A 12,746-nucleotide genomic window follows, 5' to 3' on the forward strand; every position below is an offset into this window, starting at 1 on the left:
AGCGACATCCCTTAATAACCCAGCGGCGTATTGGGAGCCGCTTCAACCCTGGGAACGCTAGGCGTGGTTTCCAAAGGCTGGCGCTGCGGAGCGGGCTGTAGAAAAATTGTACTCTCTGGCGTTTGCGGCACTAGCCTCGAACCAGGTCGCTCTGCCTGGAGTGCCAGTTGATTTTCCAGGCTTGCACTCGTTGCCGTCATTTCTCGCTCGTTGCGCTGAAGTGTTTTGAGCTTACGGTACTCTTTACTCCAAAGCTGCTGGGTATAAACGGTACTGCCATAAACCATGAGGGTTGCAATCACCAAAATAAAGGCGATGACCAACGAACCGCGTTGCGCTTGAATTAAAGCCCTTAACCATAAGGGGAACGCACGGGATGACGGTAGCTGCCTGACTGTTTGTGCACCAGCTCTTGCACCTGCTTTTGGTCTGGCAGTCGAGGTGGAAACGGCTCTTAGTGGAGGAGCACTTTTAGGCGCAGCTCGTCTCGATCGCGGCTTTTCTGGTACAGGGTAAAGCGGCGATCGACCAACAGACGAAGGTCGCCGGGAACGGGTCGCAGATCGAAACGCGGTGGACATCAGCTTCTCATCACTCCTTTAACACACGTACAGCAGTGTCTGACGATCACGAACGTACTGTACTACTCAACGTACCCAAACTCAGGCTTAGGAACTCTTCCCGTGAATCAGAACCACCGTTAGCCCAGTGTGCGAGCCTCAGATTAGCCACTTGCTTCAAGATTACCAGCCAGTCTACTGCAACAATTCAGTTTTCAAACAAAAATAAGATGGCGTGCATGTTTAAGGTTGCTTGAGTCAGTCAGTAGCGGTTCGATCGTTAGACAAGAATATAGTTTCGGTTCATGAGAGTTGACGAATGGCCTCCCCCTCATCTACCGTAGTGCAGCAGCCTTGAGTTGAACAGAGCGCTACCCGTAGCAGCCGTGCTGCAAATAGCCGTGCCGCAAAATAGCCCTACAGCAATCAGCGCTGTAGCTTCAGTAATACTTCTTAGACTGTAGCGACCCATCCCTACTTATCGTCACAACCCTATGGCTGAAAAGCAGACGGATCAACAGCATCCCCTTTGGAGTAGCGATCGCCAGATTGTAAACACGCTACTGGCTGAAGGCCTAACCGATTACAATTTGGCAGAGCTGGCCCGTCTTCGGATTCGCTACCGGGGCTTTCCGGGTGCGCGTGATATTCAAGCCGATCTCGATAAAGCACTGAAGCAGTGGAACCTGACCGATGAAACGTTAAACGCCAGAGCACGCCAGCTTCATCGTGAAGCCCAAGTTTACAAAGGGCGCGGCAGTAAGCGGGACGATTGGAGTTAGGGAAAAGGCAGAAGGCAAAAGAAGTTGTAAAGCCTTCGGCATGGCTTCGCTAGGGTGATTGGTTTTTAGCAGCAAGCGGGACAGTGGAGCGTGGAAAGCTGAGCGCTGATACTGACCGCTGATAGCTCACAACAAAAGGCAGAAGGAATAAGGTTAGAAGCAGAATTCATCCGGAACTTAAAACTTAAAACTCAAAACTCTCCCCCCATTCCCTCTACTCCCGACTCTCCACCCCTTCCGCCGTCTTCTGCGGCAAGGTTTTCAGTAACGGTTCTACGGTAGAACGACGATCGCTGGTTAAAGGGGTTGGGGTATGGGCAGACGTTTCGGCGATCGGCGTGAGAATTTGCGCCAGTTGTGCCTGCTGCTGGAGTTGCTGTGACGACGAAACCAAACCACTGAGGCCATTGACGAGCTTACGTACATTGACGCGAAACGCTGGATCGCCCGTTAATTCATCCAGGTCAGACGTGATTTTTTGCACATTTTGAAACGTCGCTCTGGCTGAATCGAGCGTTTGCTGTAGCACCATTAGATTAGAGGGACTATTTAGCGCCGTGGAGACATCCCGCAGGTTGGCAGAAGCTTGAGCAGCGTTGGCAGAGAGCGTTTCCAGGTTTTGAATCAATTGGCCCTGCTGCACCTGGCTAACAACAGGGTTTAGGTTCGCAACGGTTGTACGAAGCTGCGTCGTAATCACGTTGATGTTGCCGAGCGTGCCTACTAGGTTTGAGCGATTGGTCGCCAAGAGGCTATTGACTTGATCGGCGGTGAGACCCAGTTTGGTCACGGTGCGATCGACATTGCGGCTAGAGGCAGAAAGCGTGGAAACTTGCTGATTCACTGTCTTTGCGACCCCTCTAAACTCTCGGCTAAGGGCAGCAATTTCGGCAGCGGCCTGAGCGCTGTTGCGCGTCACCGTTTGCACGTCTGCCACAAAGGACGGATTGCTATACGCATTGGCAAAATTCATCGACGATCGCAGCAGTTCATCCACGCTGACTCCCACACGACCCGCCAGTCTTGCTTTGTTGCAGACAATCACATCATTGTTGCAGTTGGCATCCAGGGGCTTTGCGTCAATGTTGGTTGTGAGTTGCTTGACGGGATTAATGTCGATCGACGTGCTGCCCAATAAGCCCGATTGATTGGACTCCACCGTTACATCTTTGGGAATCAGCAGATCAGCAGGCGAAATTTCGACTTCCACTTCTACTCCGTTTGGGCCTGGCCGCGTTTTGGTAATCTTACCCACGACCACGCCGCGATAGCGAACGGCGGTGCCCACCTCCATACCTGCAACATTGGCAAAATCAATCATGACTTTGTAACCACGATTGCCAACACTGATGCCCCGCAGCCAGAGGATGAGTCCCGCAAAAAGACCCAACCCTAACAAAAGCAACAAGCCAACAGAGCCTTCCCGAACAGTTCGCGATCGCATGATGAGTCCTCACTAAGTAGGGAGACATTAAGGTAGGGAGACAGTGGGTATTGAACAGATCTAGGCTGAGCATACAAGAGTTAGAAGCCAGAATGTAGCAGTTTTCCTGATTCCGGCTCCTGATGACCTCTCTGCTGCTACCGTACCTAATTTGCATTCATTTACGTCTTAGCCAATGACTTGCATGGGACCATTGACGTTGCCACTAAAAAACTGGCGAATCAAAGGGTTGTCGGTTGTATCCACAGCCTGTACACTGCCTTCCCATTGCACATGCCCCTGATACAAAAAAATAACCCGATCAGCCGTGCGACGAATTGTACTTTGCTGATGAGTCACCATCACGTAAGTGCTACAGCCACTTTCAACACACTGAAGCTGACGCACCAGGTCTTCAATCACAGTCGATGCGACCGGATCAAGACCAGCCGTTGGTTCATCATAGAGCAACACCTCAGGCGTATCTCTGGGGTTATCTGGGTTTGCCATAATGGCCCGTGCAAAGCTGACTCGTTTTCGCATTCCGCCAGACAACTCAGAAGGATAGCGATCGCTCACATCAGCCAAACCCACCATCTCCAATCGTTTCACGACCAATTCTCGAATGCGCCGTCGCGACAAACGCGAATGTTCGTAGAGCAAAAAGCCCACATTTTGATCCACGGTAAGTGAATCAAACAGTGCGGCTTGTTGAAATACCATGCCAATGCCAATAGGATCTTGACCATCTTCAATCAGCCCCTTCCGTCGTTGGCCCTGGATGTAAATTTCCCCAGAGTCAGGGGCGGTCAGTCCAGCAATAATGCGTAGGATAGTAGATTTGCCCGTCCCCGAAGGGCCGATAATCGCCAGGGCTTCTCCACGGTAGATCGTTAAATCGACCGCATCCAGTACGACATTTTTACCAAACGCCTTTGAAACACCCTTTAGTTCAATCAGCGCTTCAGCCATTAGGATGTGAACCAGACACTCCTTAACAATCTAAATCTGCACCCGTCCAAGTTTGCAACAATCTAAATCTGCTGCTTGCGGATGCGGCTCCGACCTTCATGAAACCAGCCTAGAAAATCTTCTGAACTCACAAACATTAGCGTGGTTCGGGGCATTCAGATCGTCTAGAGATGACTTTCTCAGCATTTACCCACCTGCATTTACCAGAGCAGTACACTCTGCTAGACGGAGTCAACTGCATTTTGGATGCCATGCTAGCGCATTTTGAAGGAGCCACGGGTGAGCCGTTAACCTCTGTCAATAGAAATAGTTCGGTGGGATCGATGGCAGAACCGCCGAGCGCCTCGCAGCCCTTGATTGAACCGCTTCACTTATCGAACAGTCTATAGAAGTGAAAAACTTAAGCTATTCTTCTGCTAGACAGATGCCAATTTTGCTTCATCCCTCTATAGTTCTAATCTCCGTGCGTAACCAGCCATGACAATCGGGTTACTGAAACAGGCGCTTCATGTGCTGCGACAAGAGTCGCGTCATCGTACTCCCAGCCGAGTTAACCAGTGGTTTAAGTGGCTGGCACCAGGGCTGCTAGTCAAGCGTTGGCTCTTACTAAGCGCGAGTGGTGTGCTGCTAACGACCCTTGGCTTTGCCATCTGGCTCAAGCTGACACCCGTATTTTATACGACTCAGTTTCTTCGGCAGACGCTCGATCGCATTACCGATATCATTCCCAGCTACATCAGCGGCCCGTTGGCAATGCTCATTGGGTTTTTGCTGGTCTGGTGGGGGCAAACGCGCACGCTGGGGTCGATTACCGAAGTGCTGATGCCCGAAGGGGAGGAAGAACTGATTGACCTGCTGCTAACCCATCGACGGCTGCATCGAGGGCCTCGCATTGTCGTGGTTGGCGGCGGGACGGGATTGTCCAACCTTTTACGTGGGCTGAAACGCTATAGCGCTAATATCACCGCGATCGTAACCGTAGCGGATGATGGGGGGTCATCTGGACGACTACGGCGGGAAATTGGCGTGCTGCCTCCTGGAGACATCCGCAACTGCTTGGCCGCACTGGCAGACGAAGAGAAGCTGTTGACCGAGCTGTTTCAGTACCGCTTTAAAGCAGGCGATGGGTTGACAGGGCATAGCTTTGGCAACCTGTTTCTGACCGCCATGAGTGAAGTGACAGGTGACCTAGAGCAGGCGATTGCCGCTAGTTCTCGTGTCTTAGCCGTGCGTGGGCAGGTGTTGCCTGCCACCCTGAGCGATGTCCGGCTGTGGGCAGAGTTAGCGGATGGTCGCTACATTGAGGGCGAATCAAGCATTACTGAAGCCAACGGCACCATTGTCAGAATCGGCTGCACGCCCGCTAATCCACCCGCCTTACCCAAAGCCGTCAAAGCCATTTCTGAAGCCGATTACATCATCATTGGCCCAGGGAGTCTCTACACCAGTATTATCCCAAATTTACTCGTGCCAGAGATTACAGCCGCGATCGCCCAGCGCAACGTGCCTCGTATCTATGTGTGCAACATCATGACGCAGGAGGGCGAAACGGTGGGCTACAGTGTGGGTGATCACATTCGGGCGATCGACCAGGCGTGTGGTCAACCCCTCTTTGGCGCGGTGCTGGTGCAAAAGAAAACGCCTTCAGCGAGAGCACATATTCGCTATGCCCAGGAAAGTTCTAACCCTGTCCCGCTCGATCGTGATGTCGTAGCACGGTTGGGCCGCCGGATTGTATTGGCAAGCGTCATGGATGAAGATGAACAAACGGGACTCGTTCGCCACGACCCTGAACAACTCGCACGCGTGCTGCTGCGCTGGTACGGTCGGGTGCAAGGATTGTGAGGTGGGAAAGAATGAGATGCGTCCCCTCTCAGCAAAGCCTGGTATGATGCTCAACTAGTCAATCTTGGTAATCACGCTAATGGCAAGCAAACGTGAAGATGTTTCCTTGCGATCGCTCAAATTCTGGGTGCTTCATGTTTTGCCAACGTTACCGTTGCTTTGGCTTACGTTAGTGGCAGGGCTAGTTGCACGTCTTAGTTTTTGGCTCTATACCGATCGGGTGTGGGAAGACTCCTTAATCACAATTACCCATGCTGTCAGCGCTGTTTCCGGCTTAGGTTTAACGCATCATTACGGTGAAGGACGGGTGCATGGCTTCACCTCAGCCCTCTCCGTACTCATTCCGTTAGCTGGAGAAGTGATCGTGCCGGGTGCCGGGTTGTTGATGCTGCGGCTTGCGTCTCTCCTGGCGACTGTGATCACAATCACGTATGCCTATCTCATCGCTCAAAAACTTAACTTAAATCAATGGGCTACCTTTTTTGCCGTTTCCTATCTGGCACTGAGCCAATATCAAATCTTTTACGGCATGGCGGGGATGGAAACTCAGGTCGCTACAGCGATTCTGCTGGCTGGTACGTATTTCGTCATGGAGAAGCAAGCTCGTCTGGCTGGAGCCTGCCTGGGGTTGGGCCTGCTAGTGCGTCCAGATTTTTGCCTGTGGGTACTCCCAGCGCTCCTCTACTTCGTTTGGCAAAACCGAAAAACAGGTTTTCAGGCCGCTCTCATGACGCTTGTGGTCGCCAGTCCCTGGTTTTTGTTTGCCACGTTTTACTATGGTTCGCCGATTCCCCATACGATCGCGGTGAAGTCTTTAATCTGGTCTAGTCCCCCGCCGTCTCTGCTGGCTGGTATCAATGCCTGGCTCACATGGTTTAGTGTCCAGTTGACTGTTGTCCATGCGGGAAGCTGGAAATTCTTTGCTCCCTTTGTGGATGCTCATTTCGTCTTGAGTACCCCCATTCCTCAGCCGATTCTTGCTGCCGTTGCCGTGCTGATCCTGTCGCTGGCGCTCTTAGGGATATGGTCAACTCGTAAGGTCAGGGGTTTGTGGGTGGCGATCGCCTATGTCGTGATTTTTACCATCTACTACTTTGCCTGGGTTGGGAACGACTACTTTTCCTGGTATGTGATCCCCTTCATGGCGTTGGTTGTTCTGTTTGCTGCTGCTGGGCTTCATCGGTTACAAAGGCTCTCTGTGGCAGGGTCTAATTTGTTAGCGGTGACACTAGCCATCCTTTTTGCAGTCCACATCCCGTTTTCCTTCCCCATTCAAGCGCAGGTGCAACAGATCGAAAACCATGTTAGGAAACCGCTGGGTGAGTATCTGGGTCAGGTCGTGCCGCATGGAGAAGCCGTTGTTTCCGAATCGGCAGGCTACGTGGGCTACTACTCACGCGCGAAGCTGTACGACTTTCCGGGCTTGACCTCTCCAACAGCGCTGCAAGCTTTAAAGCAACTGCCACCAGAGCACCGTTCTCTGGATGCCATGATTAACCGATTGCAACCAGAGTGGCTGGTGCTACGACCAATAGAATTTGAACGGTTGAAGAAGAACTATCCAACCGCCGCTGCGCGCTGTACCGTCGCAAAATCATTCCGCACCAATGTTCCACAGGTTTCAGGACGCTCTACGCTTACCCATTGGGGACTTACAGTGGCGAACGGCGATACTCAATTTGACGTGATGAGCTGCAAGTCATGAAAAAAGTCGATGGACCTTGAATCTTGAGCCAGCTTTCTTCACGATCGCTTTTGGCCCTACGCCCGAAGCATTGAGCGGTGAATGGAGGCGAGCCATTTGTTCAATGAGCCTTTTTATCTCTACGACCTTCCAACTTGAGCTTAGGCAATGCGTGATCATGCGAAAACCATTTTTCTGCCGGATGCAGCCGCCACACGATCGCTCGGCGTGAGGCTGGGTCGTTTGTTGCCAGCGGAAAGTACGCTTTTGCTAGAAGGGGATCTGGGCAGTGGCAAAACGACGCTGGTGCAGGGGATTGGTGAAGGACTGGGAATTCAAGAGGCGATCGACAGTCCCACATTCACATTAATCAATGAATATTTAGATGGGCGAGTACCGCTTTACCACTTTGATTTGTATCGTTTGGACGCAACAGCCGCCGCCGCGCTTTACCCGGAGACCTACTGGAACGGAACTGAAGTGAAACCGGGTATTGTGGCGATCGAATGGTCAGAACGTTTGCGTTATAAACCATCTAGCTATTTGGCAATTCAGCTTACGTATACAGCCCAAGCGAGTCGTCAAGCCTGTTTGCGCGCGATCGGGCAAGATAACCTGCGTGACGTCATGCGTACCCTGTGACTCAATAGCACCGCAACCCATCAAACTTACAAGCGTGAGCTAAAGCAACCTTGCTACTGCAACGCGATCGGTTGCAAGGCGCATTCGGCTAAAAGTAATCGATTATACATTTCTGAAAGAAGCGATCGCCTTAATTGGAAAGCGAAGCTGCGATCGTTGAGCATCTGTGTAGACAGTCCGCCGCCGTATTCAGATGTCAGCGTTTCGCCTTAGTCAACGTCTCTAGTGGTTCGCTCCCACCGAAAGTGCGAGTCTAACTCGTCAAACTAGCCGTGTATCGAAATCCTCAAGCATAGAGCGGTAAATCATGACCCCTGATCAGCTAAAGTCCGTTAAACGTATGAATCGACCAATTGCACGTAACATCAGCCTTTTCGATCGCACCCTTACTGTAATGCACCGTTTTTGGCACGTTGCCGCCTTAAGTGTCCTCGTCGGCGCGTGTAGTAGCCCCGCTCCCACGGCCTCTCCGTCTGCCTCCAGTTCACCTTCAGCGCAGGCAAGCGGTAAGGCATACACAGTTGGTATGGTCATCGTTGGCCCTAAAGATGACGGTGGTTGGAACCAGGCGCAGTATGAAGGGATACAAACCGCTCTCAAGAATGTATCTGGGGTCAAATTTGACTATGTGGATAAGGTCAATCCTGCCGATCGTCCAAACGTGAAAGGTACTCAGGTAGCCGATGAACTCATTGGGAAAGGTGCGAAACTCGTCATTTTTAACTCCGATGACTTCAAAGACGATGCACTCGAAACCGCCAAAAAGCATCCTGATGTGAGCGTCATTCACGCCTCTGGAGACTACGCCTGGAAAGAAGGCAAGAACTTCAAAAATCAACCGAACCTCAGCAACATTATGGGTCGGATGGAATACGGCAAAATGATGGCCGGTTGCGCCGCTGCACTGGGCACTCAGACGGGCAAAATTGGCTACCTGGGGCCTTTGATTAATGATGAGACCCGTCGCTATGTGTCGGCTGCTTATCTAGGCGCAAAGTACTGCTGGGAAAACTATCTTAAAAAGAAGCCAGCCGATCTGAAGTTTAAAGTGACCTGGATCGGCTTCTGGTTCAACATTCCTGGTGTCACACTCGATCCCACTAAAGTGGTCAATGACTACTTTAACGGTGGTTATGATGTGGTGATGTCGGGTATCGACACGCCTGAAGCGGCGACTGAAACCAAAAAAGCGGCAGCGGCTGGCAAAAAAGTCAAGTATGTCCACTATGACTTGAAAACTGGCTGTAATCTCGCGCCTGATGTGTGCCTGGGTGTACCCTACTACAACTGGGGACTGCCATATACTGATGCAGTCAAAAAGGCTGTCGATGGCAAGCTGAGCAGCGAATTTGTCTGGTTAGGGCCAGATTGGAAAGACATCAACAGTTCTGAAACGTCAATGATTGGCTTTTTGCCTGGTAGTGCGCTGGGCGACAACAAACAGTACATCGACACTTTTATCAAAGGGCTTGGAGACGGCAGCATCAACCTTTACAAAGGGTCAATCAAGTTTCAGGATGGTAAAACCGAGTTTGTCAAAGCTGGGGAAACCGCAACCGATCAACAAATCTGGTACATGCCACAACTGCTAGCAGGGATGGAGGGATCGAGTAAGTAGACGGGCTAAAGTATGGAAGCTCAAGGTTCAAGCGACGTACTTTGAACCTTGAGCCTCATCTGTTTCGAGTTCCCCATTCCCCTCCCTGTCATGAAAGTTGAGCTGAAAAATATCTGCAAACGGTTTGGGCCTGTACAAGCAAACGATGCTGTTTCGCTAACGGTAGAAGCAGGCAGCATTCACGGGCTACTGGGTGAGAATGGGGCCGGAAAAAGCACTTTGGTGAAGGTTCTCAGCGGCTTTATTACCCGCGATCGCGGCACGCTTCTACTCGACGGCAAGCCCGTTGAGGTGAAAACGCCCGCCGACGCGATCGCCGCTGGTATTGGGATGTTGCACCAAGATCCGCTGGATTTTCCGCCACTGTCGGTACTGGATAACTTTTTGGTGGGCAAGTCGGGCAGTCTCTTTACCAGGAGACGGCAGGCGTTTCGAGAGTTTCGGCAACTGGCAGTGCAGTTTAACTTTGCCCTCAACGCCAACGAAAAGGTTAGCAATCTCACCGTAGGCGAACGCCAACAGCTTGAGATCTTGCGCCTGCTGTCATTAGGGGTGAAAACACTGATTTTAGATGAACCGACGACAGGCATTTCGGCCTCCCAGAAAGATGAACTGTTTGCCGCCGCAAAGCTACTGGCATCGCAAGGAAAATCGGTCATTTTTGTCTCCCACAAGCTGGAAGACGTAGACGAACTGTGCGATCGCGTCACCATCATGCGCCAGGGGCAGGTAGTTGGTGATCTGGAAATTCCTTGCCCTGACGAAACGTTGGTCGAACTGATGTTTGGGCGTGAACTGGCACCACCTGCCAAGCCAAGCACTCGTCATGAGACCGTCGCCGTTGAGTTTCAGCAAATTCGCCTCAGGACCGATCGCCTCAGCCTTACGATGCCTGATTTCACCATACAGCAAGGCGAAGTCATTGGACTGGCAGGGCTGGAAGGCAGTGGACAGCAGCTTCTGCTCTTGTTCTGCGCGGGACTGCTTAAGGCATCGGCAGGCAGCTTCCACGTTCATAGGGTTGATATGACCGCCAAGCCCTACCGCGATTATTTGCGTGCCGGAATTGGCTATTCACCCGCTGATCGCCTCCGGGATGGGTTAATCCGAGGCTTATCTATTCACGAACACGTTGCCCTACGTACCCCGCCCAGAGGCTGGTTTGTCGATTGGAAAGGCACCTTAGAAAAAACCCTGCGCGCGATCGCCCTCTTCAACATTCGCGGTAAACCCCAAACCCACGTCGAACGGCTTTCAGGCGGCAATCAACAGCGCACCCAGCTTGCCCTCCTCCCCGTGCCGCTCAACCTCCTGCTCATGGAACATCCCACTCGCGGGTTAGACATCGAATCGGTGCTGTGGGTCTGGCAACAGCTCATTGCCCGTTGTGAAGGCGGCACTGCCATTATCTTCACCTCGTCTGATTTGGACGAAATTATGCAATACAGCGATCGCATCATCGTCTTCAGCGGTGACGCGGTTTCCGAACCCATTGATGCCACAGAGTTGACCGTCGATCGCCTGGGACAAATGATTGGCGGACGGCTGGGCGATCGACCCCAAGAACTCTCTGTCAGTACCTAATTTTAAACACCTGTGAGCAAGAGTCTGAAGAACTGGGCGAAGACGTCATCGCACGATTGAACCCAACTTCGAGTGAAGTAGAAAATTTAGAAATTTTGTTCTTCTCAAAGCGTTTGTTTAGTGCAAACTTGTTGGAGTTACCGATTATTGCTCATCTAAAGTTTGCAGGTTGATGTATACGCAGCACAGCGATCGCGTCATCGTTCTCAGCGGCCATGGGGCGCATCCAAAGCTCTGGGTGTAAAGCTCGAAAGAGCGATCTTTATCATCGCTTTAACGTTAGTCACTACAGCTTTAGCGTTAGTCACTGCAGCTTCATCATTCCTTACTTCTGCTTGAGTGGAAGTAGGAACAACTTGAGCGTAAGTAACCACAGTTCATGCAGAAGTAGGTACAGCGTTTGCAGAAACAAGAACTGCTAACGCAACAGTAAGACACCGCATTAACGTGCTGGAGGCTATTATCGGATTAATCTCTCAGCTCACGCAATTTATGCCGGAAGATTATATTCTGCTTGTAACGGATGAAACCGAGGAAGCTCTTGCACCGATCGACGGTCAACGAGGCTGGAGCGAAGAAGTCCGTAAACGCATCGCCAGCCTGAAGGAGGTCCGGTTGCCTGTCTCACAGCTAGAGCAAAACATGAATCAGTTTTTGCAACTGGTTGGGCGCTTATTCAAGCAAGTCGATCAGCAGATTGATGCAGAATCGGGCATGAAGCTAGATGAGGTGGAGCTATCCGTAGAAATCAGCGGGGAAGGGGAAGTTAAATTAGTGGCAGGCGGCAAAGCGGCTGGGAAAGGAGCGATCAAGCTCAAATTCAAGCGATCAGATGCCAAAACTTAATCAGCTACTAAGACCTCCGAGGTTTCGGAAACCTCGGAGGTCTAAAACCTCGAAAGCAATCGTGACGTTATTTCCTCACAATTCCAACGAATGAGATGGCAAGCAATTGGGCGATCGTTATTGGCATTAATCAATACCGCTTCTTACAACCGCTGAACTACGCCAAGCGGGATGCAGAAGCGATGCACAGTTTTTTGATGCAAGAAGCCATATTCGATCGCACCTTTTTGTTTACCGATGATTCGCCCCCCGTTGGCGGTAAAGCGACGGAACCGTTTCGAGCGAATCTGCTGCGAGTCTTGCGACAAATCTTTGCAGCATCATTCATGAAGGATGGCGACAACTTCTGGTTCTTTTTCAGTGGGCATGGGATTCCGCACAACGGGCAGGATTCGATTACATCCACCAAAGAACTCAAAATCCAGTTACCCAAAGATTTACCTACTGGAACGTTTAAGGTAGTGTTGGTGATTGATGAAACCTCAGATCTCTCTTCTGAGCAACCTGAAATGACAGATGAATCCATGTCGTTCCTTAACGTTGCTGGAGACTTAATTGGTTGTTTGGAAGGATTACCGCCTGACCTATCCACCAATAAGAGCTACATGAAAGACTTTGGCAAGTCATGAAACCACAGATTTTGTTGGATACGGGTGTACTGGTTGCACTATTGAGCAAAGCCGCGAAACCAGGAAATCCCCATCGTCATGCCACCCAAGTGAAACGGACAGCGCGATCGCCCCTCTCGCCATAGATTGGATTGAACACTGTCAAGCGCTTCTCTATCAAC

At 51.3% G+C, this 12,746-nt stretch carries 13 protein-coding genes; 10 read left to right on the forward strand and 3 right to left on the reverse strand.

Annotated elements, in window-relative coordinates; genetic code table 11:
- Positions 1 to 11: 11 nt before the first annotated feature.
- On the reverse strand, positions 12 to 581 hold the full coding sequence (locus tag AC5JLP_RS03985) for a hypothetical protein (protein ID WP_496066610.1): 570 nt from the start codon (positions 579 to 581) through the stop codon (positions 12 to 14).
- 473 nt (positions 582 to 1,054) lie between these two features.
- Between AC5JLP_RS03985 and AC5JLP_RS03990 the strand changes: the two genes are divergently transcribed.
- Positions 1,055 to 1,342 carry a DUF3288 family protein gene (locus AC5JLP_RS03990; RefSeq protein WP_496066611.1) on the forward strand — a complete coding sequence of 96 codons (288 nt, stop codon included), beginning with the start codon at positions 1,055 to 1,057 and terminating at the stop codon, positions 1,340 to 1,342.
- A 214-nt stretch (positions 1,343 to 1,556) separates the two neighbouring features.
- On the opposite strand, the gene AC5JLP_RS03995 is transcribed toward AC5JLP_RS03990, so the two are convergent.
- Both AC5JLP_RS03995 and AC5JLP_RS04000 read right to left on the reverse strand, forming a co-directional pair.
- Positions 1,557 to 2,786, reverse strand: a complete 1,230-nt coding sequence (locus AC5JLP_RS03995; protein WP_496066612.1) for an MlaD family protein — start codon at positions 2,784 to 2,786, stop codon at positions 1,557 to 1,559.
- A 168-nt stretch (positions 2,787 to 2,954) separates the two neighbouring features.
- Positions 2,955 to 3,737, reverse strand: coding sequence for an ABC transporter ATP-binding protein (locus AC5JLP_RS04000; protein ID WP_496066613.1), 783 nt, complete (start codon positions 3,735 to 3,737; stop codon positions 2,955 to 2,957).
- 170 nt (positions 3,738 to 3,907) lie between these two features.
- Here AC5JLP_RS04000 and AC5JLP_RS04005 point away from each other — a divergent pair, with 170 nt between their 5' ends.
- From AC5JLP_RS04005 to AC5JLP_RS04045, 9 genes are all read left to right on the forward strand, one after another.
- A complete protein-coding gene (locus tag AC5JLP_RS04005) occupies positions 3,908 to 4,126 on the forward strand; it encodes a hypothetical protein (protein WP_496066614.1) in 219 nt (72 codons plus the stop codon).
- 88 nt (positions 4,127 to 4,214) lie between these two features.
- Positions 4,215 to 5,582: a gluconeogenesis factor YvcK family protein gene (locus tag AC5JLP_RS04010; protein ID WP_496066615.1), complete on the forward strand. Its 1,368-nt coding sequence runs from the start codon at positions 4,215 to 4,217 to the stop codon at positions 5,580 to 5,582.
- 79 nt (positions 5,583 to 5,661) lie between these two features.
- Positions 5,662 to 7,287 (forward strand): DUF8728 domain-containing protein, encoded by a 1,626-nt coding sequence (locus AC5JLP_RS04015; RefSeq protein WP_496066616.1) that lies wholly within the window; start codon positions 5,662 to 5,664, stop codon positions 7,285 to 7,287.
- A 147-nt stretch (positions 7,288 to 7,434) separates the two neighbouring features.
- Positions 7,435 to 7,908, forward strand: a complete 474-nt coding sequence (tsaE, locus tag AC5JLP_RS04020; RefSeq protein WP_496066617.1) for a tRNA (adenosine(37)-N6)-threonylcarbamoyltransferase complex ATPase subunit type 1 TsaE — start codon at positions 7,435 to 7,437, stop codon at positions 7,906 to 7,908.
- 340 nt (positions 7,909 to 8,248) lie between these two features.
- Positions 8,249 to 9,526 carry a BMP family lipoprotein gene (locus AC5JLP_RS04025; protein WP_496066618.1) on the forward strand — a complete coding sequence of 426 codons (1,278 nt, stop codon included), beginning with the start codon at positions 8,249 to 8,251 and terminating at the stop codon, positions 9,524 to 9,526.
- Positions 9,527 to 9,616: 90 nt separating this feature from the next.
- A complete protein-coding gene (locus AC5JLP_RS04030) occupies positions 9,617 to 11,110 on the forward strand; it encodes an ABC transporter ATP-binding protein (protein WP_496066619.1) in 1,494 nt (497 codons plus the stop codon).
- Between the two features lie 492 nt (positions 11,111 to 11,602).
- The gene (locus AC5JLP_RS04035) at positions 11,603 to 11,956 is read left to right on the forward strand and encodes a Pepco domain-containing protein (protein ID WP_496066620.1); all 354 of its coding nucleotides are present in this window, start codon (positions 11,603 to 11,605) and stop codon (positions 11,954 to 11,956) included.
- A gap of 95 nt (positions 11,957 to 12,051) precedes the next feature.
- Positions 12,052 to 12,585: a caspase family protein gene (locus AC5JLP_RS04040; RefSeq protein WP_496066621.1), complete on the forward strand. Its 534-nt coding sequence runs from the start codon at positions 12,052 to 12,054 to the stop codon at positions 12,583 to 12,585.
- Positions 12,582 to 12,710 (forward strand): hypothetical protein, encoded by a 129-nt coding sequence (locus AC5JLP_RS04045; protein WP_496066622.1) that lies wholly within the window; start codon positions 12,582 to 12,584, stop codon positions 12,708 to 12,710. Before AC5JLP_RS04040 ends, AC5JLP_RS04045 begins: the two co-directional genes overlap by 4 nt.
- The last annotated feature ends 36 nt before the right edge of the window (positions 12,711 to 12,746 follow it).

It is taken from the genome of Stenomitos rutilans (genome assembly GCF_059505485.1).

Excerpts from the sequence above, each read along its gene's own strand:
- AC5JLP_RS03985 (WP_496066610.1), bottom strand. The coding sequence starts at position 581 with ATGTCCACCGCGTTTCGATCTGCGACCCGTTCCCGGCGACCTTCGTCT.
- AC5JLP_RS03990 (WP_496066611.1), top strand. The coding sequence starts at position 1,055 with ATGGCTGAAAAGCAGACGGATCAACAGCATCCCCTTTGGAGTAGCGAT.
- AC5JLP_RS03995 (WP_496066612.1), bottom strand. The coding sequence starts at position 2,786 with ATGCGATCGCGAACTGTTCGGGAAGGCTCTGTTGGCTTGTTGCTTTTG.
- AC5JLP_RS04000 (WP_496066613.1), bottom strand. The coding sequence starts at position 3,737 with ATGGCTGAAGCGCTGATTGAACTAAAGGGTGTTTCAAAGGCGTTTGGT.
- AC5JLP_RS04005 (WP_496066614.1), top strand. The coding sequence starts at position 3,908 with ATGACTTTCTCAGCATTTACCCACCTGCATTTACCAGAGCAGTACACT.
- AC5JLP_RS04010 (WP_496066615.1), top strand. The coding sequence starts at position 4,215 with ATGACAATCGGGTTACTGAAACAGGCGCTTCATGTGCTGCGACAAGAG.
- AC5JLP_RS04015 (WP_496066616.1), top strand. The coding sequence starts at position 5,662 with ATGGCAAGCAAACGTGAAGATGTTTCCTTGCGATCGCTCAAATTCTGG.
- tsaE (WP_496066617.1), top strand. The coding sequence starts at position 7,435 with ATGCGTGATCATGCGAAAACCATTTTTCTGCCGGATGCAGCCGCCACA.
- AC5JLP_RS04025 (WP_496066618.1), top strand. The coding sequence starts at position 8,249 with ATGAATCGACCAATTGCACGTAACATCAGCCTTTTCGATCGCACCCTT.
- AC5JLP_RS04030 (WP_496066619.1), top strand. The coding sequence starts at position 9,617 with ATGAAAGTTGAGCTGAAAAATATCTGCAAACGGTTTGGGCCTGTACAA.
- AC5JLP_RS04035 (WP_496066620.1), top strand. The coding sequence starts at position 11,603 with ATGCCGGAAGATTATATTCTGCTTGTAACGGATGAAACCGAGGAAGCT.
- AC5JLP_RS04040 (WP_496066621.1), top strand. The coding sequence starts at position 12,052 with ATGGCAAGCAATTGGGCGATCGTTATTGGCATTAATCAATACCGCTTC.
- AC5JLP_RS04045 (WP_496066622.1), top strand. The coding sequence starts at position 12,582 with ATGAAACCACAGATTTTGTTGGATACGGGTGTACTGGTTGCACTATTG.